At 44.7% G+C, this 22,151-nt stretch carries 22 protein-coding genes and 3 tRNA genes; 11 read left to right on the top strand and 14 right to left on the bottom strand.

Annotated elements, in window-relative coordinates; translation table 11 throughout:
- Nucleotides 1-109: 109 nt before the first annotated feature.
- From PBAL39_RS13015 to recR, 3 genes are all read right to left on the bottom strand, one after another.
- Nucleotides 110-970 (bottom strand): alpha/beta hydrolase, encoded by an 861-nt coding sequence (locus PBAL39_RS13015; protein WP_008242155.1) that lies wholly within the window; start codon nt 968-970, stop codon nt 110-112.
- 135 nt (nt 971-1,105) lie between these two features.
- Entirely contained in the window at nt 1,106-1,921 is an 816-nt protein-coding gene (locus tag PBAL39_RS13020; RefSeq protein WP_008242159.1) for an SDR family oxidoreductase, read from the bottom strand.
- 6 nt (nt 1,922-1,927) lie between these two features.
- Entirely contained in the window at nt 1,928-2,545 is a 618-nt protein-coding gene (gene recR / locus PBAL39_RS13025) for a recombination mediator RecR (protein WP_008242161.1), read from the bottom strand.
- Nucleotides 2,546-2,628: 83 nt separating this feature from the next.
- On the opposite strand from recR, the gene PBAL39_RS13030 reads away from it, so the two are divergent.
- Nucleotides 2,629-4,107, top strand: coding sequence for a sodium:solute symporter (locus PBAL39_RS13030; protein WP_008242162.1), 1,479 nt, complete (start codon nt 2,629-2,631; stop codon nt 4,105-4,107).
- Between the two features lie 190 nt (nt 4,108-4,297).
- Here PBAL39_RS13030 and PBAL39_RS13035 read toward each other — a convergent pair.
- The 3 genes from PBAL39_RS13035 to PBAL39_RS13045 form a co-directional block, all read right to left on the bottom strand.
- Nucleotides 4,298-4,382, bottom strand: a tRNA-Leu gene (locus PBAL39_RS13035).
- Between the two features lie 49 nt (nt 4,383-4,431).
- A tRNA-Gly gene (locus PBAL39_RS13040) sits at nt 4,432-4,504 on the bottom strand.
- Nucleotides 4,505-4,635: 131 nt separating this feature from the next.
- Entirely contained in the window at nt 4,636-5,193 is a 558-nt protein-coding gene (locus tag PBAL39_RS13045; protein ID WP_008242164.1) for a regulatory protein RecX, read from the bottom strand.
- Between the two features lie 47 nt (nt 5,194-5,240).
- Between PBAL39_RS13045 and PBAL39_RS13050 the strand changes: the two genes are divergently transcribed.
- Nucleotides 5,241-7,715 (top strand): bifunctional UDP-N-acetylmuramoyl-tripeptide:D-alanyl-D-alanine ligase/alanine racemase, encoded by a 2,475-nt coding sequence (locus PBAL39_RS13050; RefSeq protein WP_008242165.1) that lies wholly within the window; start codon nt 5,241-5,243, stop codon nt 7,713-7,715.
- A gap of 9 nt (nt 7,716-7,724) precedes the next feature.
- The gene (locus tag PBAL39_RS13055) at nt 7,725-8,315 is read left to right on the top strand and encodes a DUF502 domain-containing protein (protein WP_008242166.1); all 591 of its coding nucleotides are present in this window, start codon (nt 7,725-7,727) and stop codon (nt 8,313-8,315) included.
- A gap of 7 nt (nt 8,316-8,322) precedes the next feature.
- On the opposite strand, the gene PBAL39_RS13060 is transcribed toward PBAL39_RS13055, so the two are convergent.
- The 4 genes from PBAL39_RS13060 to PBAL39_RS13075 form a co-directional block, all read right to left on the bottom strand.
- The gene (locus PBAL39_RS13060; RefSeq protein WP_008242167.1) at nt 8,323-9,045 is read right to left on the bottom strand and encodes a LytTR family DNA-binding domain-containing protein; all 723 of its coding nucleotides are present in this window, start codon (nt 9,043-9,045) and stop codon (nt 8,323-8,325) included.
- Nucleotides 9,046-9,152: 107 nt separating this feature from the next.
- Nucleotides 9,153-9,806, bottom strand: coding sequence for a hypothetical protein (locus tag PBAL39_RS13065; protein ID WP_008242168.1), 654 nt, complete (start codon nt 9,804-9,806; stop codon nt 9,153-9,155).
- Between the two features lie 86 nt (nt 9,807-9,892).
- Nucleotides 9,893-10,648: a hypothetical protein gene (locus PBAL39_RS13070; RefSeq protein ID WP_008242169.1), complete on the bottom strand. Its 756-nt coding sequence runs from the start codon at nt 10,646-10,648 to the stop codon at nt 9,893-9,895.
- Between the two features lie 78 nt (nt 10,649-10,726).
- Complete coding sequence (locus PBAL39_RS13075) at nt 10,727-11,476, bottom strand: hypothetical protein (protein WP_039866560.1); 750 nt, start codon at nt 11,474-11,476, stop codon at nt 10,727-10,729.
- A gap of 305 nt (nt 11,477-11,781) precedes the next feature.
- On the opposite strand from PBAL39_RS13075, the gene PBAL39_RS13080 reads away from it, so the two are divergent.
- Complete coding sequence (locus PBAL39_RS13080) at nt 11,782-14,046, top strand: tetratricopeptide repeat protein (RefSeq protein ID WP_008242171.1); 2,265 nt, start codon at nt 11,782-11,784, stop codon at nt 14,044-14,046.
- Here the strand turns inward: PBAL39_RS13080 and PBAL39_RS13085 are convergent.
- The 4 genes from PBAL39_RS13085 to PBAL39_RS13100 form a co-directional block, all read right to left on the bottom strand.
- Nucleotides 14,033-14,701, bottom strand: coding sequence for a DNA-3-methyladenine glycosylase (locus PBAL39_RS13085; protein WP_008242172.1), 669 nt, complete (start codon nt 14,699-14,701; stop codon nt 14,033-14,035). The genes PBAL39_RS13080 and PBAL39_RS13085 overlap by 14 nt on opposite strands.
- Before the next feature lie 112 nt (nt 14,702-14,813).
- Nucleotides 14,814-15,548, bottom strand: a complete 735-nt coding sequence (locus PBAL39_RS13090) for a TIGR00730 family Rossman fold protein (RefSeq protein WP_008242174.1) — start codon at nt 15,546-15,548, stop codon at nt 14,814-14,816.
- 292 nt (nt 15,549-15,840) lie between these two features.
- Nucleotides 15,841-16,947, bottom strand: a complete 1,107-nt coding sequence (locus PBAL39_RS13095) for an NADH:flavin oxidoreductase (RefSeq protein WP_008242180.1) — start codon at nt 16,945-16,947, stop codon at nt 15,841-15,843.
- 128 nt (nt 16,948-17,075) lie between these two features.
- Nucleotides 17,076-17,375, bottom strand: a complete 300-nt coding sequence (locus PBAL39_RS13100; protein ID WP_008242181.1) for a helix-turn-helix transcriptional regulator — start codon at nt 17,373-17,375, stop codon at nt 17,076-17,078.
- A 200-nt stretch (nt 17,376-17,575) separates the two neighbouring features.
- Between PBAL39_RS13100 and PBAL39_RS13105 the strand changes: the two genes are divergently transcribed.
- From PBAL39_RS13105 to PBAL39_RS13135, 7 genes are all read left to right on the top strand, one after another.
- Nucleotides 17,576-17,648, top strand: a tRNA-Gly gene (locus PBAL39_RS13105).
- A gap of 106 nt (nt 17,649-17,754) precedes the next feature.
- Nucleotides 17,755-18,567: a methyltransferase, TIGR04325 family gene (locus PBAL39_RS13110; protein ID WP_008242185.1), complete on the top strand. Its 813-nt coding sequence runs from the start codon at nt 17,755-17,757 to the stop codon at nt 18,565-18,567.
- Between the two features lie 11 nt (nt 18,568-18,578).
- Complete coding sequence (locus tag PBAL39_RS13115; RefSeq protein ID WP_050784344.1) at nt 18,579-19,586, top strand: hypothetical protein; 1,008 nt, start codon at nt 18,579-18,581, stop codon at nt 19,584-19,586.
- Entirely contained in the window at nt 19,570-19,953 is a 384-nt protein-coding gene (locus PBAL39_RS13120) for an FdtA/QdtA family cupin domain-containing protein (protein WP_008242190.1), read from the top strand. The genes PBAL39_RS13115 and PBAL39_RS13120 overlap by 17 nt, the downstream gene beginning before the upstream one ends.
- A gap of 28 nt (nt 19,954-19,981) precedes the next feature.
- On the top strand, nt 19,982-21,028 hold the full coding sequence (locus PBAL39_RS13125; protein ID WP_232282950.1) for a DegT/DnrJ/EryC1/StrS aminotransferase family protein: 1,047 nt from the start codon (nt 19,982-19,984) through the stop codon (nt 21,026-21,028).
- A gap of 87 nt (nt 21,029-21,115) precedes the next feature.
- Nucleotides 21,116-21,565: a hypothetical protein gene (locus PBAL39_RS13130; protein WP_157274018.1), complete on the top strand. Its 450-nt coding sequence runs from the start codon at nt 21,116-21,118 to the stop codon at nt 21,563-21,565.
- 1 nt (nt 21,566) lies between these two features.
- Entirely contained in the window at nt 21,567-22,151 is a 585-nt protein-coding gene (locus PBAL39_RS13135) for an RNA polymerase sigma factor (RefSeq protein ID WP_008242193.1), read from the top strand.

A 22,151-nucleotide genomic window follows, 5' to 3' on the forward strand; every position in this document is an offset into this window, starting at 1 on the left:
CGCTATTGCGTTGTGCCACCACCAAAGATTAAGTCCGTTTTGTTGTATCATTCTAAAGCAAATATGGAATTGTTTTCGCAAAGCAGCAAATGTTTCCTAAAAAAAATTTCTATCCATTGTTTTTAAGGAAATCAATGATCTCTCCATAAAGCTGATTTCTGCTGAAAACCATCTGACTGATCATACCTACATGTTTTTTCCTTTTGATCTCGCGCAGGGTTACAGGAACATCATTAGTTTTCAATAGATTGGCCATCCTCTTCGACTGGATCTGTATCGCCGGATAAGTCCGATCTCCATAAAAAATGAGGTGAGGATTCTTCACATTTTCGATATAGTGTAATGGAGAGCCCAATATCCAGGTTGCAGGGTCATTGCTGAATGTACGCAAGAAGTTGTAGTAATTATCATCCTGTTCCGCATGACTCATGTACTCCCCCATATCCAGGCCAAAGGCATCATTGAGCACTACCCCCTTAATGTCGCCATGAAAACCTACCGCTTTTAAATATTGCGGATCAGCATTGATCAGCTCAGCGAGATGTGCTCCTGCAGAATGCCCCATTAAAAAAATACGATCTGGATTTCCTCCATACTTCGCGATGTTTGCAGATACCCATTTTACCGCTGCTGCGCAGTCAGCGGCCATCTGTTTATATTGTTGCTCCGGGGCGAGGCCGTAGTTGATGATGACCGTTACCACACCTTTCTTTGCCAGGTTCCTGCCAAGCCACCAATAAGTTTCCTTTTTACCGCTGCTCCAGGATCCGCCGTGAATAAAGATGAGTACATCTGCCTGATCTCTCCCGTCAATGGACGTTACCGACTTTGATAAATCCTGATGATAAATATTGAGCTGCCGGCGCGAATCATTCATCGCATCTGTATAGGCAATATTCTTAGACACCCGTACCTGTGCAGATACAGACAGTACAGAAATGGAAAACAACAGCATCATCAATATCTTCATTGAACAACAACATTTACCTTTCAACGCAATTATACATATTAACGCACTGACGCAGATGACCACACTGATACAGATTACCATACTGATCACCTACGAGGCTGATCTAGATTATCGCACGGACATAGATCAGTACATTTACTTGATCAGCGCATTCTTTTCTTTAGTGAAATGATTGAAGACCAATGTATCTGCCAGGCCCGGGAGCAATTTATTCAACCATACGGTCAGCTTTCCCTGGCCAGTCATGATGAGTGTGCGTTTCCTGGCCGCCACTCCATTCACGATATTTTCAGCAACAGCTTCAGCGGTCATCATTTTCCCTTCTTCCATACTCGATTCTCCGTGTGCATGACCATCTTTGGCCAGCGCTGTCACGCGGATGTTGGAGGCAGTAAAGCCAGGGCAGGCCACCATCACATGAACGCCTGTTTTCAGGAGCTCCGTACGTAAAGCTTCCATAAATCCATTCATAGCAAACTTGGAAGCCGAATAGCCTGTGCGTCCCGGTAGTCCACGATAACCGGCAATAGAAGATACGCCAATGATGCTGCCTTTGGTTTTCAAAATCTCGGGCAGCGCATATTTTGTACAGTAAACCGCCCCCCAGAAGTTCACGTCCATTAGATTTCTAAGTACAGACAGGTCAAGTTCATCAAACAGTGCACGCATGGAAAGGCCTGCATTATTCACGAGGATATCAATTTGATTAAAAGTTACCATTGCCTGTTTCACGATCAGCTCACAATCAGCTTCGTTGCTGACATCAGCCTGAACCGCTACTGCCCGGATTTGGTATTTTTTTTCCAGCTCTGCCGTAAGTTCGCAGAGGGCCACATATTGTCGGGCCGCCAACACCAGGTTAGCTCCACGTTTGGCGAATTCTTCAGCACAGGCTTTACCGATACCAGAAGAAGCACCGGTAATGATGACCACTTTATTTTTAAAATCCATTATGGGTTATTTTATTAACGAGTTTTCATAAGGCACTCTGGTGACGATCGACCTGCCTAAGGTAATTTCATCTGCATATTCCAGCTCGCCTCCAAAGGCAATACCACGGGCGATGGTGGTAATGGGAATCTGAAAATCCTTCAGTCGCTTATAGAGATAAAATAAGGTCGTGTCCCCCTCCATCGTTGCACTGAGTGCAAGAATAACTTCCTTCACCGGCGTAGTAGCAACACGCTGCACGAGCGAATCGATATACAGGTCCGAGGGACCTACACCATCCATGGGTGAAATCAGACCACCAAGCACATGGTATACCCCAAAATACTGAGATGTGTTTTCGACCGCCATCACATCTCTGGTGTCCTCAACCACACATATAATCTCTTTGTTTCTTTTTGAAGAAGCACAGATTTCACAGATCTCCTGATCAGAAATATTATGGCAGGTACTGCAATGTTTGATCTCCTGTCTCAACCGGATGATGGTGTTTCCGAAATTGGTAACTTCCTCCTGTTCCTTACCCAAAAGGTGCAAGACAAGCCGTAGTGCTGTTTTTTGCCCTACGCCGGGAAGTCTGGAGAATTCATTGACGGCGTCTTCCAGAAGTTTAGAAGAAAAGTTCATTTTACAAATTTAACTTTATCTTCCGTTATTTGATTTTTAAAAATTGATTTTCTTACATTAGAAACTTAATCTTCAGCACCACTATGAGTCCGATCATCCTGTTGTCTTTCCTTTTGGGTTACTTTGCAATTCTTGTCGGCGTATCTTTTTATACCTCGCGCAACAATTCAGATAATGCTTCTTTTTTCATTGCCAATAAAAACTCGAAATGGTATCTCGTAGCATTTGGTATGATTGGGACTGCCCTTTCGGGTGTCACGTTCATCTCCGTACCGGGCGCAGTAGGAAAAAGCGATTTCAGTTACTTCCAGTTTATCCTGGGTAATGCAGTAGGGTTCATTATCATTGCCACAGTATTACTGCCCTTATATTACCGGCTGAACATCATATCCATTTACACTTACCTTGAGCGCCGTTTAGGCTTCTGGAGTTATAAAACAGGAGCGGTAATTTTCTTGATTTCCAGAACAATAGGCTCTGCTTTCAGGCTATACCTTGTTGCCATCGTCCTGCAGAAGTTCATCTTCGACGCCTGGAATATACCCTTCTGGCTGACGATCGTCATCTGCCTTGTGCTCATCTGGCTATATACACATAAAGGAGGACTGAAAACCATCATCATCACCGACACCTTGCAAACGGTTTTCCTTTTATTATCCGTTGTCTTATCCATTTATTTCATTGCCAAATCATTACAACTGGATGTTGCCGGAACATTTGAAGCTGTCAAAACCAGCAGTTATTCAAAAATCTTCTTCTGGGAAGACTTCCTTGGCAGCAAACAGCATTTCATTAAGCAATTTCTGGGCGGCATCTTTGTGACGATAGCTATGACAGGTTTGGATCAGGACCTGATGCAGAAAAACCTAAGCATGAAAACGATTGGCGAAGCGCAAAAAAACATGTTCACTTTTACGGCTGTGTTTGTGGTGATGAACATCTTTTTTCTCAGCGTAGGTGCCCTGCTTTACCTGTTTGCCACCAATAACGGGATTGATGTAACCGCGCTGGCCACCCCCGATCACCTATATCCCGAAATCGCGCTGAACCACCTGAATGTCATTCCGGGTATCATATTTATGCTGGGTCTAACCGCAGCGACCTTTGCGACTACAGATTCTGCCCTTACGGCATTAACAACTTCTTTTTGTGTCGACTTTCTTCATTTTGACAAACATACAGACCAAAATGACCCCAGGCTGGTCAATAAACGGCACCTCGTACATGTCGGTTTCTCTGTCCTGATGGTGCTGGTCATCATGGTTTTTAAAATCATCAATGACGACTCTGTCGTGAATGCGATCTTTAAAGCTGCCGGTTACACTTACGGCCCGCTTGTTGGCCTTTTTGCCTTCGGAATGTTTACTAAACGGGGCGTGACAGACAAACTGGTACCTTACCTGTGCCTGCTTTCCCCGGTATTGTGTTATGTCGTGGATACGCATTCTGTTGCCTGGTTCAACTACGCACTGGGTTTCGAGCTGATTATCCTCAATGGGTTGATTACCTTCCTGCTTTTGTGGATTACCGGAAAAAATACGGACCTGCAGACTAAGTTTTAATGTCAGAAAACTATAAAGGTTCATGATACAAACGTTGACCAGCAAATAAGAATAACTCAGAAAAAAAGAAGCCCTACTGTCTTTAATGTCTAATAATACTTTTATAATTTTAAGTTTGTGGTAAATCTACAGCATTCAAACAAAAAAAGCCTTCCATTTCCGGAAGGCTTTCATTTCGATTCATTTTGAGTACTCAGAGCGGGAATCGAACCCGCACGACTTTTAAGGTCACAGGATTTTAAGTCCTGCGTGTCTACCAGTTCCACCATCTGAGCAGGTGTATCACCAATTTTAAACAGCTTTTGCAGAAGCCAAGCCATTTAGAGCGAAAGACGAGATTCGAACTCGCGACCCCGACCTTGGCAAGGTCGTGCTCTACCAACTGAGCTACTTTCGCATGTTTTAAACTAACATCCTCCGATGTTTCCATTTGGTAAGCTGACGTGACACCCGCTTGTTCCGTTTGGGAATGCAAATATAGACAGATTTATATTGCTATCAAGTTTTTTTTCACAAAAAAATCGACACCTAGTATAAGTTGTTGGATTTCAATACCTCGGCGATCAAATTATTTTCAAACCCCTTCCCCATAAGGTATGTAATGAGCTTATTTCGCCTTTTGTATGGATCATTTTCTTTAAGCAAACGGTCTTTTTTTTCTGCGGCTTCGAGAATTACACGCAGGTAAGCGTCATAATCTATGGTGTTCAGTGCTTTCGTGATCATTTTTTCAGGTACCTTTTTTAATTTCAGCCCCTGCTTGATCTTCACCTTCCCCCATTTCTTAATATTGAACTTTCCTGAGACATAAGCTGCCGCAAAACGCTCTTCATTCAGGAAGTTGGTACTGATGAGTTCCGAAATCAATTCTTCAACCTCATTGCTCCATAAGCCCCATTCATAAAGCTTGTCGCGGATCTCCTGCTGCGAACGCTCCTGATAGGCGCAGTAATGCTCTGCCTTTGCCAGGGCGGTCTTCCTGTCCAGCTTAACCTGCTTTTTTTCTGATTGATCTGATGTTTCCAATATGATGTAATTATACGGATGATATGTAATGATATGGGTGATCCTGTTGCAATAATACATATTCATTAGCAACTGACGGTAACAAAGAATTTGTTTAATTTTGAACCATGAGTACTGTTACCTATACCATTCGCCGGATCTCCGAAATTATCCACGCAAGACCATCCGTTACCAATGAAAGCCTCATCATCAGCAGGCTGGTGATTGACAGCAGGAGCATGATCGATCCTGAAAATTCGCTCTTCTTTGCGCTGAGTGCAAAACGAGACGGGCATGAGTATATTCCTGATGCTTATGCACATGGCATCAGAAACTTCGTGATCAGTCGCACGGAATTCCTTGCAGATCAAAAAGCTGGCGATTATGCCGATGCCAACTTCCTGCTGGTAGATGACGTATTAAAAGCGCTGCAGGAGCTAGCCGTATTTAACCGTCGTCAGTATGACACCCCCGTCATGGCCATTACCGGCAGCAATGGTAAGACCATTGTGAAGGAATGGTTATACCAGTTGCTGGCGGCAGACTTCAACATTGTGCGTAGCCCCAGGAGTTTCAACTCTCAGATCGGCGTTCCCCTGTCCGTATGGGACCTCACTGAGGAACATACGCTGGCCATTTTCGAGGCTGGCATCTCCAAGGGAGAAGAAATGGATGCACTGGCCGCCATCATCTACCCTACCGTTGGTATCCTCACCAACGTTGGTGAGGCCCATGCGGAAGGATTCTCTTCTCAGAAAGAAAAACTGCTGGAAAAGCTCAAACTGTTCAAAGAAGCTGATGTATTCATTTATTCACCAGAGTACACTCAGGGAATCCCTAAAAAAGACCTACCCGGAAATACGAAATTTTCCTGGAGCCTGACGGAAAGTGCAGATTTGCAGATCTCCTTCATTGAACCTATCGACGATAAAAATTACATACGTGCCATCTTCAAAGGTGAAGAAATAGAATGCCTCATTCCTTTCAGCGACCGGGCATCCGTGGAAAACGGCATCATCTGCTGGGCAACCCTGCTGTCTATGGGTTACAGCCCTGAGGATGCCGACTCACGCCTGGAGAAGCTTAACCGCGTAGGTATGCGCCTGGAGCTGAAACATGGCATCAATCAATGTTCGGTGATTGACGACTCCTATAGCGCTGACATCTCATCGCTGGCCATCGCGCTCGATTTCCTGAACCTGCAGAACCAGCATCCGAAGAAAACGCTCATTCTGTCCGACCTTTATGAAACAGGCAGGAAAGATGAAGAATTATATACGGAAATTGCTGCCTTACTGAAACAGAAACAAATCAACAGACTCATTGGCGTTGGTCCCAACATCTCGGCCTCGGCCAGCCAGTTTAAGCTGGAAAGCTCCTTTTACAGCAGTACACAGGATTTCATCGATCAGTTCCCGGCCATCCACTTCAACGACGAAACCATACTGCTGAAGGGTGCCAGGCGTTTCGAGTTTGAGCGCATCAGCAAACTGATCACTCAGAAAACGCACGATACCGTTCTGGAGATCGATCTGAATGCCCTTAGCGGCAATCTTCAGTTTTACCGCAGCAAGCTGAAACCAGGCGTTAAGATTATGGCGATGGTTAAGGCCTTTTCATACGGCAGCGGCAGCTTTGAAATTGCAAATGTTCTACAATATCACAAAGTAGATTACCTGGCTGTTGCTTTTACGGATGAAGGGGTTGCCTTGCGCAAAGGGGGCATCACCATGCCCATTATGGTCATGAGCCCCGAGCCTTCCGCCTTTGAGGCCATTGTCAGGTATAAGCTGGAGCCGGAAATATATAACACCGACATCCTGAATAAATTCCTCAATTTCCTATCCGATACCGAACAGCAGTATCCCGTGCACATCAAGATAGACACCGGCATGCACCGTTTAGGCTTTGAAGAGATAGACATTCCCGATTTATTGATGGCACTGAACAGCAACCAAAAGATCAGGGTACAGTCTTCATTTTCTCATCTTGTAGGCAGCGAAGATATAATGCACGACGAGTTTACCAGACATCAGCTGTCCAGGTTTACCGCAATGGCGGACACCATCAGGGAAGGCCTGGGTTACGATTTCATCCGGCACATCTCCAACACCTCCGGGATCTCCAGACACCCTGATGCACAGCTTGATATGGTAAGGATCGGCATTGGCATGTATGGCTACGATGGCGGCATCGCACAGAGTAAGGGACTGCAACCTGTGGCGATACTCAAGACGACCATCACACAGATCAAACACATCAAACCCAATGAAACCATAGGATACGGACGTAAAGGGATCCTGCCTGAAGGAGGTACCACGGCAACGGTAAAAATAGGTTATGCCGATGGTTACGACCGCCGTTTTGGCCATGGCGTCGGCAAAATGCTTATCAAGGGTGCCCTAGTACCAACGGTAGGTGTGATCTGTATGGACATGTGTATGCTTGATGTGACCGGCCTCGACGTCCAGAATGGAGATGAAGTGATCGTATTCAACGGACAGCTCAGCATTGCAGACCTTGCTCAGCAAATTGGCACCATTCCCTATGAGATCTTAACAAATATTTCACAACGCGTCAAACGCGTCTATTTTTATGAGTAATTTTGCAGCATGAACAGAATCGGGAGGGCATTTTTAAATTATTTGATCAAAGGACTTTTAGTTATACTACCTATTGCGTTAAGCATCTTCATCGTGATATGGGCGGTAACTACGGTAGACAGCTGGCTGAATGTCAACAACATACTTGGGGTAGACCCTAAAACCGGTGCCAGCAGAAATATCCCCGGATTGGGTCTTGCACTTGTTCTGGGCATCATCTTCGTGACCGGTGTATTTGTGACCTATTTCGTGACAGAACCCATGTATACCTGGTTTGAGAAGACCATGGACAAACTCCCTGTCGTCAAATTCATCTATTCTTCTATCAAAGACCTTACAGAAGCTTTTGTTGGTGACGACAAAAAGTTCAACCACCCCGTCCTTGTAGAGGTGGAGGGCGACATGAAGCGTATTGGCTTCCTTACGCAAAGTGACCTGACCGCCATCGGGCTACCCGGAGAAGCGGTAGTCTATTTCCCGTTTTCCTACTCCTTCGCCGGACAGATTTATGTGGTAAAAAATGAAAAGATCAAAGCCCTGAACATGACTGCAGCCGATGCTATGAAACTGGTGGTATCAGGAGGGGTAACGCATTTTTAGGTAAAGCCTAAAATAGTTTCTGCAACAGCAGCTCCTTTCGTTGTGGCGAAACTTCGACTTCTGTGCCGTCGTTGAATTCAAGTGTTCCCCCGTCACCTTTGCGGTATTTCACCACATAGCTCAGGTTGACAATCACCGAGCGATTGATGCGGATGAAAAATTCATCAGTTAAAAGTGACTCATACTCCTTCAGCGTCTTGGAGACGATGATTTTTTTGTTGTCTGTCAGCAAAAACACGCTATAATTACTCATGGCTTCTACCCTGATGATGTTCGATTTATCAATGATATATACACCCTCAGCGGTAGGCAACGTAAGCCGCTTATTGGAAACCTTCACAGACTTCAGGTCTTTGGAAGCCGCTTTGGAAGATACCCTCCTATACAGGCGGCTGATGGCGGTCTGCAACTCCTCCTCGTCGACAGGTTTCATCAGGTAGTCGACAGCACTGAGGCGCAATGCCTCCAGCGTATAACTATCATAGGCCGTGGTAAAAATCACTTCAAAATCAAAACTGCCCAGTCGCTCCAAAAACTGAAAGCCATTCATTCCAGGCATTTCCACATCAAGAAACAGCACATCCGGGGCAAGCCCTGCTATGGCATCAAGCGCTTTCGCCGGCTCGTTAAAAACACCGACCACCTGAAGTTCCTCTTCAAAAGATTCGAGCTTATGATGCAGCAGCTTGCTACCCCTGATTTCATCGTCTAGTATTACTGCTTTTAACATCTGTGGATGATTAATGATAAAGATGGTTATTATTTACTGCCGGTCAACTACTTAAGTGATTGGCCTTTTAAAATTGCATAAATGAACTGACATTTCGCAGGCCAAATCTAAAATGTATATTTAATGCCGACACCTCCGTTCTCAGCACTAAACCCGGCGCCATTGAATAGAATCACCGGTTGCCAGTCGGCACTTATAGCTATCGGCAACCCTGCAAACTGATATTCAAGACCCAACGCCCCTACTGCTCCAAAAACAGTTGTAGCATTGACCTGATCATTGTCAAATGAGAAGTACTCAAAATGACCCCCTCCTCCGAGATACCACCGCAAACCCGCAACACCCGCCACAGGCCGTTGGTATTCATAAAGAACAGTGGCACTCAACTGTGTACCCAATCCTCCAAAGCCGTGATAATTAAAAATGCCTTCCAGCGCACTGTTATGTTTGATAAAATGCTTGGCCGTAAGTGACAACCCATACAGAAATTTAATACCTAGAGCCGTGTTGTAGGGAGCTTCATTGGTTAACGTTGCCTCCCGCTTGCCGCCTGCAGGAACCTTACCAGACACCTGTTTTCGAGCATTCTGATTTCTCGATATCGCCTTTGGCGTTGTTGTTTCCGACGCGACAGTTTTTGAAGGAGCTGTTTTCGATGCCGCTGTCTTTTTTACGGCTGTTACTTTCTTTTTAGTCTGTGCATTCATGCCAAAAATGCTGATCATTGTTATACACAATAAAATATTTAGTGTCTTTTTCATATTGACTTTGTTACTATTTGATTTAACCTGACATTGTTAAATGTGAATCTTGCGTACATCATTCATAAATGACTTACGATTCTGTTTTATTGTCTGACAGCCTGGTAAATGGTATTGTTTCTCTCTACAAGCAAGAGGGGCGTTCCAGAATCTTTCCAGCTGGGAACAAAGGCACCGATAAAGTCTTCACCCGCCTTAAAGCCGGCATTAGAAATTCCATAAAAAGGAATAGAAACTTCTGGAGCAATGGCCATTATGGGTAGCATCTGATTGATCGGGGGTGGATAGTATTTTGTACCAATCTGTCTGGTTTTCACATCCCAATCGATCTTCCCGGTAGCACTGAATTCAAATGCAAGTGTTCCGGATTTGTATTTTGAGTTTTCATAAGCAGGTGCTGCAGGTTGATTACCCAGAACCGCGTATTCTATGCCTTGGGAGGCATCGGACTTATCCGTAAAGCTGTAGGATTTCAGGCTAAGTTTTCCGGCAACATCTTTTTCGAACACAAAATTATAAACCGTGTTCCCGGTACCATCAACATCAAAATTCAGACTGGATTTATCGATGTTTACGTTGCCAGTGCGCAGATAACCTTGCCGGTGCAAGTTGATCTTCACAGTGTTCCCCTCTTTACTGAAGTAGAACACAGCCAACTTACGCTCATCAGCTTTCCGGCTTGCTACAATATAATAGGGGATCAAGTCTTCCTGTATGACGGTCACAGCAGGATCATTCGGCTCATCAGCAGCCAATTTGTCTTTTTTACAGGCACTAAAAGTAATGACGAGCATAAACAAGCCCATCATGATGTTTTTCATTTTCATAGTTTTAGGTTTCATATTGCAAATGATAGAGAATTGATTGATTTTTAAGTGTTTAATGGATCATTTTTCGCAATGACAAAGGGTATGTGATCATCAACTGAGCCAGCTCAGCATTTTTGCATACATTTTATCGGTCCAGCTGCCACCACAATGGGTGTTACAGGTGTTGTCGGTCACACCTTCACTTTTTGCTTTGACCGGAGAATTGGCAGGGATCTGATCGTAAAGACCCTTCCCATAATATTCACCTTCGTTATTTCCGCTGCAATTGATGGCATAAACGGGAATCTTAAAGTTCTGGGCATTCCAGGCGCCGCTCCCACCACAGGCAGCCAAAACACCTTTACAATAACTGAGGGTGGCGTTAGCGGAGATGTCAGAAAACAGCATATAAGAAGCAAAAGAGAAACCACCGACAACAGACTTGGTCTTGTCCACACCATACTTACCGGAGATGGCTACAATACATCTATCATAGTCTTCGCCAATCATCCTGGCACTGGTATTCCAGCTTTCCGCATTTGCATTGCCTGGTGTCTTGCGGTATTGCACGATGGCAGCTATATAACCACCATCCGCAGCCTTGCGGCAAAGGTCTGTTTCCGCCGCACCATCCAGACTACCTGCTAATGGATTGTTTTCATTATTACCGCTACCAATCACCAGAATCCCCTTAAATACTGTCGCGTCTTTATTTCTAAAGAGCCTGTAAGTGATGCCATTTTCGGTTTCAGTACTTTCCTTCAGGTTTCCGTTGATCTGCTCTTCGGTGTTTTTGTTGTCCTTACTGCAAGAGCTGCAAAGGGCCAGAAGACAGGCCATGATAAAAATTGATGTTCTCATTTTTTTTATTTTAGGGTGATTGAAAACTTTATTTCGTTTTGCTGACACAATATTATAGGCCAGTGGCCAAGGTTTTTCCGACAATGATTGGAAGACAGGCTTGACTGAGCGAAGGATCCTCTGGACCGAGTAAATAAATTCATCTGAAGCGTACCACAAAAAGTCAGTACCAAGATGTACAGATGGATAGCATTACAGCAGCCGAAAGATTGACAACACAAAAATGGCGATGGTGACTGAGTGAACCAGTAGCCTGAATTAGTGAAGGCCAACCTTTCAAGGCAAATAATTGTTAATTTAAGGGAATGAAAATCAACCTGCGCATTCCCCTCTTAATGATGCTTATTGCGGGCTTCTCCATGATAGGGAGCGACAGGCTCATGGCCCAGCAATCCAAGCTAGACTCTTTGGAGGGTGTTGTTGCACGATATGTTCCCAACGATAACAAAAAAGCCAGTGATCTTTTTTTGCTGGCAGCAGGTTATATCTATTCCAATCCAAAGAAGAGCCTGGTCTTCGCAGATCAGATCCTTTCGTTTGAAAAGAACATCACCGGCGTTGGCATCGTATCCAGTTCTTACCGCCTGAAAGGATTGATTTTAACTATGTTAGCCAGATTTACAGAAGCGCTATCAGCCTTCAACACCGCCCTCGTGAGAGACAGAAATACCGGTAATGCCTATGGCGAGGCAGGAGACCTGTCGGGCATTGCAAACATCCATCTGTACCAGTCAAATCTACCTCAGGCACTAAATTTCTACCAGCAGTCGACCAGAATTTTAAAAAACATCCCTGAGAGCGATCCGAAAAATTATAACGATAGAAAAAGAGATGAGGCCGCAATATATGGAAATATCGGACTGGTGTATCTGGAAACGAAGGAATACGCCAAAGCCATCGAACATTTTGAAAAATCTATTGCAGCCCATCAGAAGTTAAAGAACAACCTCGGCATTATCCCCGCACTAAGCAATATCGGCAATATATACAACAAACAGCATGATTATAAAAAGGCCATAATTTATGCTGACAGTGCCACAAAAATGGCTCAGGTATTGGGAGATCGCATCAGCTACGCCAGAGAGACAGGTAACCTGTCGGGTTATTATAGCAATACTGGCAGGTACGACCGGGCGCTCAGCTATGGCCTGAAAGCGATTGCTTTGAATAAAGAACTGGGCAACACAAAAAGTATTGGTTTTAATATGCAGAATGTCTCGGAAGCATATCTAAAGAAAAACGATCTTGCACAAGCAAAAAGATATGCACTCGGTGCATTGAAAATAGGCAAGGATCTGAAAATGCCGGAAATCCAAAGAGATGCAAGCGATGGCTTGAGTAAGGTGTATGAAAAGTTGGCCATGCCCGATAGCGCCCTGTTCTACTATAAAAGTTTTGCCATGCTGAAGGATAGCATCAGCAACAGTCGTAAGCGCGATGAAATTGCCAGACTGAGTATTCAATATGAGTTTGATAAAAAAGAGACAGACTACCAGCAGCAACAGGTATTGAATGAAGAACAGCTGAAACAGCAACGGCTTCAACTGGCCTTAAATGCAGAACAGCTCAATGCCAGCATCCGCCTCAGAAGTTTACAGCAGGCCCAGCTGCAAAATGAAAAGCTCCAAAAAGAGGAAAAACAGAAACTACTGCTGATTGCAGAAAACAATGGAAAACTGCAATCAGTCAAAGTGAAGCAGCTCTCACAGCTGCAGATGCTCAATAAACTGGAGCTGAAACAGCTCTGGCTCTATGCAATCATCGTCGTAATCATTCTGATTTCCATATTGTTACTGGTATACAATAAATACCGAATCAGACAGATCCGGCTCAGGGGCACCTTGCAACAACAACAATCCGAGCAACTAAACAGGGAGCTGAGTTACCAGAATCAACTATCAGAAAGCGAACTGAAAGCCATCCGCTCCCAAATGAACCCACATTTCATCTTCAACGTGCTCAACTCCATCGAGTCTTACATCATGGACAACGACAGAAAAGTTGCTTCCCGGCTGATTCAGAAATTCGCTGCACTTAGTAGGCTCATTCTCGAAAATTCGACCAAGAGCCTGGTTACCGCAGACCGGGAGTGGAAGGCCATCAGGTTATATACGGAACTGGAGGCGATTCGTTATGACCAGATTTTCAGCCATGAATTTATTCTGGACGAAAGCATAGAACTCAGGGAGCTCCTGCTGCCACCGATGCTGATCCAGCCTTTAATAGAGAATGCCATACTTCATGGTTTGATTGTAGCACCAAAAAAAGATGCACACCTGAGCGTAAGTTTGAAAAAAGAACAAACCGGCATATGTGTAACGATCGTGGACAATGGAGTGGGACTGTCCTTTCGGCAAAAGCCAAAAAGCATATTTCTGAAAGGTATTAAAGAACAGTCTATGGGGCTGGAATCTATTAAAGAGCGGATTGAAATGATTAACCGACAGCATCCTTCAAATGTCGCCAGCTTTAGCATTGAGGAAGGTGCTGGTGGCATCGGTACTGTTGCAGTCATCTGCCTGCCCGTAATCACTGAATCGGAAAGTAGTCAGAACATCAATCAGGATTAACATTCCTTAATGGCTTTCCGGCGGTTTTGGATGACCTTCTTGACAAATAATAGTGCCATAAAATCATCGTTGCCACAGTCCGGTATGGTTGCCAGTTCATCGCAATCCTTTCCAGTACTTCTTTGTGTGTCCCTACAGGTAAATCTTTCAGTTGCTTCAGCGCATTCACAGCTGCAAGGTCTCCGGAAGGAAATACATCTGCCCGCTGTAGTACAAACATCAGATACACATCAATCGTCCAGTTCCCCACGCCCTTCAGCTGGTTCAACAAGATGCGGATTTCGCGATCCGGCAGTCGTGGCATCAGGTCCAGATCAATACTTCCGTGCAGGATCGATGTAGCCAGGTGTCTGACATAGATACTTTTCTGCCGACTGAGATAACAGGCTTTTAGCTCCTCATCAGTGAGTTGTAATAAAACCCCGGGAGTCACTTCTTTTAATCTGTCCCTCAGCTTATTCAATGCTGCCAATGCAGAAGCAAGGGAGACCTGCTGCTCCAGTATGATGTGGACGAGTGATTCAAAAGTATTTGACCTCTTCCACATTGGTGGATAACCGTAGGTCCGGATCACCGACCTGAGATCTGCATCAGTTGCTGCAAGTTCATCACAGATCTGGTGGAAGTTATCATGTGAGAAAATATTGACTATCATTTTACCGTAATTCTCTGATCCTCGGTTACCCGACTATTTAATCAACGACTGTTAATGGCTTATCAAAAAAAGCCTCTTCGGCTGAAATCTGCCGCATAAACAATCGATCACCCTATACCTTTTCCTCACCGAGCAGCCACATTGGCTTAGCAGGCTCTTTCAATTTAGGAAGATTTTTTTCCGCCGCATATTTATTGATGTGTTCCACGACTTCTTCCACGGAATCAGTGAACAGGATGAGGTCAAGGTCAACTGAGCTAATGGTCTGATTTTCTGCCATCACCCTAATGTGCTCAATGATGGCATGATGAAACTCCTTGCCCACTACAACAATGGGAAAACGTTCCACCTTTTTTGTCTGCACCAATGTAACCGTTTCAAAAAATTCATCAAGCGTTCCGAAACCTCCGGGTAACACCACAAAAGCAAAAGAATACTTTCTTAACAGCTCTTTACGAACAAAGAAATATTCAATGTTGACAAACTTATCGAGGTAGGGGTTTTCATGTTGCTCAAAAGGCAATACGATATTACAACCAATGGAGAGTCCACCACCCTCTTTGGCACCTCTGTTGGCAGCTTCCATGATACCAGGTCCACCGCCAGTCATGATAGCAAAACCATGTTGCGCTAGTTCTTTAGAGATCTCCCTAGCCAGCTCATAATAAGGATGGTCTTCCTTAAAACGTGCAGAGCCGAAGACCGTCACACAGGGACCTATAAAATGCAGTGTACGAAACCCTTTCACGAATTGCATCACCACACCAAAAACATACTTCATTTCTTTCCATCGCGCACGGGGGCCTTCCAGAAACTTCTTTTCTTCTCTACTAAAAGGATTACTCATAAATATTGCTCGTATAATTCATATCAGCGACCCACTCTTTTGCAATTATCATCAAACAGAAAAATCGGGTCAGCTACAATTATCGCAAACAATTTCCAATCCAAAAGACAAAAATGAAGACAATTGATTACAATTTACATACAGATGAGCCCCGCCCGGAATGCATTGCGCGCCATTAGAAAAGATACTACGCTCCATCGGCAAAGATGGAGCTTAACGAAAAAAGCCGGGCAATCATTTTTTTTGATGATCGGCCCCGGCCTTTTCTTTTGATATCAGAGCGGCAAGTAAATTAATCGATCACCAGGGTTCCCAGTGCTTCTTTGGTGAAACCTTTCAGTTCAGCGCTACGACCTTCTCTAATCTTCTGCGTCCAGAAAGGATCGGCAAGCAGCGGACGTCCTACACCCACGAGATCAAAATCACCGCGGTCCATGCGACGCATCAGTTCATCAAGAGAACTTGGCGCAGAACTTTCCCCGGCAAATGCTGCCATAAAATCACCATTCAGGCCTACAGAACCTACTGTAATTGTTGCTTTTCCAGTTATCTTTTTCGCCCATCCTGCAAAGTTCAGGTCAGAACCTTCAAATTCAGGTTCCCAGAAACGACGCTGCGAGCAATGGAAAATATCCACACCTGCATCAGCCATTGGCTTTAACCAGGCTTCCATCTCCTCAGGGTTTGCTGCCATCTTATAATTGTAGTCTGAAGGCTTCCACTGCGACAACCTAATGATGATGGCAAAGTCCTTACCTACCTGACGACGCACTTCTTTGATCACCTCAATTGCAAAACGGCTCCGCTCCGCCAGCGTTTTTCCTCCGTAAATGTCATTGCGGTTATTGGTACCATCCCAGAAAAACTGATCAATCAGGTAACCATGTGCACCATGAAGCTCCACACAGTCAAAACCAAGCCGTTGAGCGTCTGCTGCTGCCTTTCCATAAGCAATGATGGCATCTGTAATATCGGCTTCATTCATTGCCTTTCCATTTTCATGACCTGGTCTATTGAATGCTGAAGGCCCCTCGAAAGGAACCTCAGGAAGCCATCCGGAATGATGATTGTCCATGATGCCCATATGCCAGATCTGTGGGCCCATGGCGCCACCAACAGCATGGACTCCATTGATTACCTGCTGCCAGCCGGCCAATGCTGCATCTCCATAAAAATGCGGTACATTTGCATCATTTGAAGCTGAAAGACGGTTGATCACCGTTCCCTCCGAAAGGATCAATCCTACCTCTCCCTCCGCACGTTTCTGGTAGTAGGCTGCTACATCAGCAGTCGGCACACCACTTGGTGAGAAGGACCGCGTCATTGGCGCCATCACAATCCTGTTTTTGATGTTCAGGGATTTCAAGGTAAAAGGCTTGAATAAATTATCAGTATTCATATCTATTGTTTTTTAATATCAGTTGAATGTTTAATTATCAGTTTGAACGTTTAAGTGCCATCGTGAATGTTAAGTACAAATCCAAATGTTTAAATCCAGTCCGAACGTACCCGTGTCGGTTTTAAAATCTAAATATCAGTTTGTATCAATTTGCTCAACTCTGCAAATGCAGCTTCATTTCTTTTGTAATAAGTCCACTGCCCCACTCTTGAGGCCGTAACCAGGCCGGCACGTTGTAAGGTTGAGAGGTATTCAGAGACCGTCGACTGTGTCAATCCTGCTTTCTGCTGGATCTGGCCTACACAAACTCCTGCCTCATAACCCGCATGCACCTGCTCGGGAAAGTTAAATTCAGGATCTTTTAACCAAGAGAGAATCTGGAGTCTGGTTTTATTAGAAAGGGCCTTAAATATTTCTACTTGTTCCATACGCCAAAGATATATCGGTTTTTCCCGATATTCCAATACATTAGTCAGAGATGACATTGTGATAGCAAGCAGATGACATTTTTTTGATTTGTGTATTGGATAAAATAAATTTTCTGATTGAATTTCAGTGTATTCCAGTAATTTTTAAAAAGAATGTTTTCAAAAATGAAAACTATATCTATCTTCGTACCGTCATCAACGCGAAAGTAGCTCAGTTGGTAGAGCACGACCTTGCCAAGGTCGGGGTCGCGAGTTCGAATCTCGTCTTTCGCTCAAAAAAAACCTTCATCATTCGATGAAGGTTTTTTTTTGTAAATATCTTCCGGATCATATAGGACTTTTTCCAAAGTCGGTTGTCTCCACAGCATAACCGACAACTATGTTCAAAGCTTTATTCTCGAAATCTTCAAAACAGAAACCAGCACCCTACGGGTGGTCTGGTGATTACCGCTCCTGGGAACAGGTAAAAGCCAAAACAGGTGGTTACGATGAGGGAGGTATCATCCGTCGGACGCGCGAAGCACTGCTGCAGGTAAAATCAGGTGCTGCCGTTTACGAAAGAGATGCGGTGCTTTTTGACGAAAAGATATACCCCCATGCATTAATTGCATTCCTGAAACACAGTGTCGCGCTAAAAAAACAACCTTTAAACATCGTCGACTTTGGTGGCTCCCTTGGCAGCACCTATTACCAGATCATTGAATTTCTTACCCCTGATGTCTGCGAAAGCTGGACAGTCGTTGAGCAGGAACATTATGTCAAAGTTGGAAAAGCCGACTTCGAGGATGGAAAGTTATGTTTCTCCTCCAGCATTGCGGACTGTGCCGCATCCCGCAGCATTGACTTCGTCCTGATTTCTGGCTCCCTGCAATATCTGGAAGCACCGTATATTTTCCTGGAGCAACTCCTCGCGTACAATTTTGATTTCCTTCTTTTCGACAGGACTGCTTTTCACCAGGCCGACACGGACCGTCTTACGCTGCAGACTGTTCCTCCGGAGATCTATGAAGCCTCCTACCCGGCCTGGTTCTTCGGCAGGACCAACTTTCTCAGTCGCTTCAAAGACAAATACAGGATGATCGCCGAGTTCCCAACTTATGTACCCGGAGAAGACCTCCTTTACATTGATGGACGGCCAGGTGGCAATGGCAAGGGATTCTATTTCATCAATACTGTAAAATACCCAAATTAACTCATTTGCATATGCTCAAATTCTGCACTTTATTTAATTCTACCTATTTGTCGCGTGGACTAGCGATGTACCACTCTCTGGAACAACATTGCGAAAGTTTCCATTTGTATATCATCGCCTTCGACAATTATTGCTATGATGCCCTCACACGTCTCCGATTGGTACAGGCCACCATCATCAGCCTCAACGAGTTTGAAAACCATCGGCTGCTTGCCATAAAAAAAGAACGGACTGCCGGAGAATATTGCTGGACCTGCGCCTCCTCCACCATTAAATATTGCATTGAAAAATACCAGCTCGACCATTGCACCTACGTAGATGCAGATCTCCTGTTTTTCAGTGACCCCTCAGTATTAATTGATGAGATGGGTAGCAAATCGGTACTCATCACCGAACACCGGTATACAACGTGTTACGACCAGTCGGCGACAAGCGGCATTTACTGCGTGCAATTCATGACCTTCAAAAACACCGGCGAAGGCATGGAAGTCCTGAATTGGTGGGTGGATGCCTGCATCAACTGGTGTTTCAATAGGTTCGAAGATGGTAAGTTTGGCGACCAGAAATACCTGGACGACTGGACCGGCAGGTTCGACTGCATTCATGTCCTTGAGCACCTTGGCGGTGGCGTGGCACCCTGGAACATCCAGCAATACCAGTTCAAATCCAAATCCAAAAAGATCAAAGGCGAAGAACTGAAAACCGGAAAAACTTTTGACCTGGTATTTTACCATTACCATGGTTTCCATTATATCCGGGACAACAGCTATACGCTGTCATGCGACATCTATAAGATTGACAGAAACCAGGTAAAGCACATATACAGACCATATTCCCATTTTTTGTCCAGAGCAGCACGTACCATTAATGCTTATCACAAGGGCCTGGCTACGCACGAGACGACAAACGACATTAGCTTTCTGCAAAGAAAACAGGGACGGCTCTTTATGTTTCTGCTCCGCGGATACTACAAAAATTTCTACACGAAAAACGCTTTACAATATGGCTTCCTTAGTTAACCTTAAAACATTTACGGACGACCGGGGCAACCTTACGGTCATTGAAAAGGTGCTTCCCTTCGACATCAAGAGAATATTTTACATCTACGGCGTCGACAAGTCGGAACGCGGAGGGCACCGCCATCATCAAACCATGCAGGCGGCAATCTGTATACGTGGTAAATGTACCATCTACAATGACAATGGCATCCTGCAGAACACATTTGAGCTGGACTCTCCCGACAAATGTCTGCTCATCCAACCTGAAGACTGGCATTCCATGTACAGCTTCAGCGAAGATGCCATCCTCATGGTCCTGGCCTCTGAATATTTTGAAGCAAACGATTACATCTATACACCCTACAGCTACGCCTATGATAGCTTATGAAAATCTGTACGCATTAAACCAGCCTTTTATGGAAGACTATCAGCGGAGTTTCTCCGATAGCCTCGAAAAAGGCTGGTTTATCCTAGGCAAGAAAGTAGAGCAATTCGAGGAGGAGTTTGCGGCATACTGTGGCGTTGCGGGCTGTGCCGGTCTTGCTTCTGGTCTTGATGCACTGGTGCTTGCGCTGCGTTATTTTGATTTTCCTGAAGGGTCTGAGGTCATCGTTCCTTCCAATACTTATATCGCCACCATCCTGGCCATCTACCACAATGGACTAGTCCCCGTTCTTGTAGAACCGGAGCTTAGCAGTTATAATATTGATCCGCTGAAGATTGAAGAGAAAATCAACAGCAATACCAAAGCAATACTGGTGGTACATCTGTATGGCAAAATGTGTGACATGGATCCGATTATGGCGACAGCAGCACAGCATAACCTGAAGGTCATCGAGGACTGTGCTCAGGCACATGGGGCGCTTTATAAGGGAAGAATGGCCGGAACTTTCGGCGACTTCGGTGCGTTCAGTTTTTATCCAACGAAAAACCTGGGGGCGCTGGGAGATGCAGGTGCACTGCTTGCAGCAGATCCCCAGAGGATCGAAAAAATCAAAGCCCTGCGGAACTATGGCTGTCACGAGAAATACCACAACAAATACATTGGCATCAATTCAAGGCTCGACGAGATTCAGGCAGGCTTTCTGTCTGTAAAGCTGCCCTTCCTAAATGACATTAACAACCATAAAAAGAAACTGGCAGAACGTTATCATGAGGGATTGATGTACGACTTTATCCGTCCGGTAATTCATGAAGATTACCAGGATGTAAACCACATTTATACCGTAAGACATCCCCAACGCGATGAACTCAGGGCTTATTTACTGGAAAACAACATCCGGACTGAGATACACTACCCTATTCCGCCGCATCAACAGGAAGCATTAAGCAACAGGCTGGAAGGCGATTACCCCATTTCCGAACTGATCCACCGGACTACATTGAGTTTACCACTCTCTTACAGCCATACAGTTGCAGACATCGATAAAGTCATTGAAATTATGAACAAATTTAAAAATTAACATATTATGTAGAATCTGTATTTTAGCTCCAAATTTAGTTCAGGGACTATAATGACGAGCAGTGAAGCAAAAAGAAACCTGTCAGCGATGAGCATCTTATGGATTCTCTTCATGATGACGGCATGCAGAAAGGAAATCGCTGCTGATGAAGCAAAAGTAAAACCTCCTGTAAGTGTGTACATCGTAACCGCAAGAATTGACAAAAAAGGAACGAACAGCGATTCTGAAGGGACTGCAATTTTAAAGGGCCGCTATGATGAAGAAACAAAAAAGATAGATTACCACATTCAGTATGCCAACATTTCTCCACAGCTGATCGCGCTGAGAAGCGGTCCCAAAGGGAGCAAAGGTACACTGGTAAAGGAAGTGTATAAAATTACCGAAGGACAGGAACTCCCTTCCGTAATCTCCGGATCTTTCTTTTTGACCCCACTTCAGGAGCGTGCATTGCTAAAAGGTTTGTGGTTTGCAACGGTCGGTGCCCGCAGTGTATCCCCCGAGATTTCAGGCACACTCACTTTAAAACAGCAGAAGTAGCATGGAAACCGAAGCAGCACTGATTAGGGCCATTGAGCTCCAGGATAAGCAGGCATTTGAGCTACTGTACAAAACACATTACAAACAGTTGTTTGCCGTTGCCTACCGTTACGTGGGAAAGTCTGAAAGCGCAGAAGAAGTAGTGCACGATGTATTTATCAATATATGGAACAAAGCAGCACAGATCAAGATACAGCATTCTATTAAAAGCTATTTGGTAAAAGCGGTGGTCAACACGTCATTGAACGTCATCAAGAAAGAAAAGCTCGCCGCAGGAAAAAGATTAAAATATATGGCTGAACAGACCACTTATGATCATGACGAAGGCAATCATGCCGCCGAGGAAGCACTGCTGGCTGGCCTGGAGTCTGCCTTAAACCTGCTGCCGGAAAAATGCAGAAACGTGATGTACCTGAGCCGTTTTGGCAAGCTGAAACAGGAGGAGATTGCGGATCAGCTGAACATATCTATAAAAACTGTAAAAAATCATCTGACCTATGGTTTTCAGAAGCTGCGCGAGCACCTGGAGCTGCATAAAACATCGATCACCCTGTTCCTGCTGCTTTTGACAAGAATTAAATTTTAA

Source organism: Pedobacter sp. BAL39 (assembly GCF_000170795.1).
Lineage (GTDB): Bacteria > Bacteroidota > Bacteroidia > Sphingobacteriales > Sphingobacteriaceae > Pedobacter.

What these genes read in the sequence shown, in the direction of transcription:
- PBAL39_RS13015 (WP_008242155.1), bottom strand. Translation starts at nt 970, where the DNA reads ATGAAGATATTGATGATGCTGTTGTTTTCCATTTCTGTACTGTCTGTA.
- PBAL39_RS13020 (WP_008242159.1), bottom strand. Translation starts at nt 1,921, where the DNA reads ATGGATTTTAAAAATAAAGTGGTCATCATTACCGGTGCTTCTTCTGGT.
- recR (WP_008242161.1), bottom strand. Translation starts at nt 2,545, where the DNA reads ATGAACTTTTCTTCTAAACTTCTGGAAGACGCCGTCAATGAATTCTCC.
- PBAL39_RS13030 (WP_008242162.1), top strand. Translation starts at nt 2,629, where the DNA reads ATGAGTCCGATCATCCTGTTGTCTTTCCTTTTGGGTTACTTTGCAATT.
- PBAL39_RS13045 (WP_008242164.1), bottom strand. Translation starts at nt 5,193, where the DNA reads ATGTATTATTGCAACAGGATCACCCATATCATTACATATCATCCGTAT.
- PBAL39_RS13050 (WP_008242165.1), top strand. Translation starts at nt 5,241, where the DNA reads ATGAGTACTGTTACCTATACCATTCGCCGGATCTCCGAAATTATCCAC.
- PBAL39_RS13055 (WP_008242166.1), top strand. Translation starts at nt 7,725, where the DNA reads ATGAACAGAATCGGGAGGGCATTTTTAAATTATTTGATCAAAGGACTT.
- PBAL39_RS13060 (WP_008242167.1), bottom strand. Translation starts at nt 9,045, where the DNA reads ATGTTAAAAGCAGTAATACTAGACGATGAAATCAGGGGTAGCAAGCTG.
- PBAL39_RS13065 (WP_008242168.1), bottom strand. Translation starts at nt 9,806, where the DNA reads ATGAAAAAGACACTAAATATTTTATTGTGTATAACAATGATCAGCATT.
- PBAL39_RS13070 (WP_008242169.1), bottom strand. Translation starts at nt 10,648, where the DNA reads ATGAAACCTAAAACTATGAAAATGAAAAACATCATGATGGGCTTGTTT.
- PBAL39_RS13075 (WP_039866560.1), bottom strand. Translation starts at nt 11,476, where the DNA reads ATGAGAACATCAATTTTTATCATGGCCTGTCTTCTGGCCCTTTGCAGC.
- PBAL39_RS13080 (WP_008242171.1), top strand. Translation starts at nt 11,782, where the DNA reads ATGAAAATCAACCTGCGCATTCCCCTCTTAATGATGCTTATTGCGGGC.
- PBAL39_RS13085 (WP_008242172.1), bottom strand. Translation starts at nt 14,701, where the DNA reads ATGATAGTCAATATTTTCTCACATGATAACTTCCACCAGATCTGTGAT.
- PBAL39_RS13090 (WP_008242174.1), bottom strand. Translation starts at nt 15,548, where the DNA reads ATGAGTAATCCTTTTAGTAGAGAAGAAAAGAAGTTTCTGGAAGGCCCC.
- PBAL39_RS13095 (WP_008242180.1), bottom strand. Translation starts at nt 16,947, where the DNA reads ATGAATACTGATAATTTATTCAAGCCTTTTACCTTGAAATCCCTGAAC.
- PBAL39_RS13100 (WP_008242181.1), bottom strand. Translation starts at nt 17,375, where the DNA reads ATGGAACAAGTAGAAATATTTAAGGCCCTTTCTAATAAAACCAGACTC.
- PBAL39_RS13110 (WP_008242185.1), top strand. Translation starts at nt 17,755, where the DNA reads ATGTTCAAAGCTTTATTCTCGAAATCTTCAAAACAGAAACCAGCACCC.
- PBAL39_RS13115 (WP_050784344.1), top strand. Translation starts at nt 18,579, where the DNA reads ATGCTCAAATTCTGCACTTTATTTAATTCTACCTATTTGTCGCGTGGA.
- PBAL39_RS13120 (WP_008242190.1), top strand. Translation starts at nt 19,570, where the DNA reads ATGGCTTCCTTAGTTAACCTTAAAACATTTACGGACGACCGGGGCAAC.
- PBAL39_RS13125 (WP_232282950.1), top strand. Translation starts at nt 19,982, where the DNA reads ATGGAAGACTATCAGCGGAGTTTCTCCGATAGCCTCGAAAAAGGCTGG.
- PBAL39_RS13130 (WP_157274018.1), top strand. Translation starts at nt 21,116, where the DNA reads ATGAGCATCTTATGGATTCTCTTCATGATGACGGCATGCAGAAAGGAA.
- PBAL39_RS13135 (WP_008242193.1), top strand. Translation starts at nt 21,567, where the DNA reads ATGGAAACCGAAGCAGCACTGATTAGGGCCATTGAGCTCCAGGATAAG.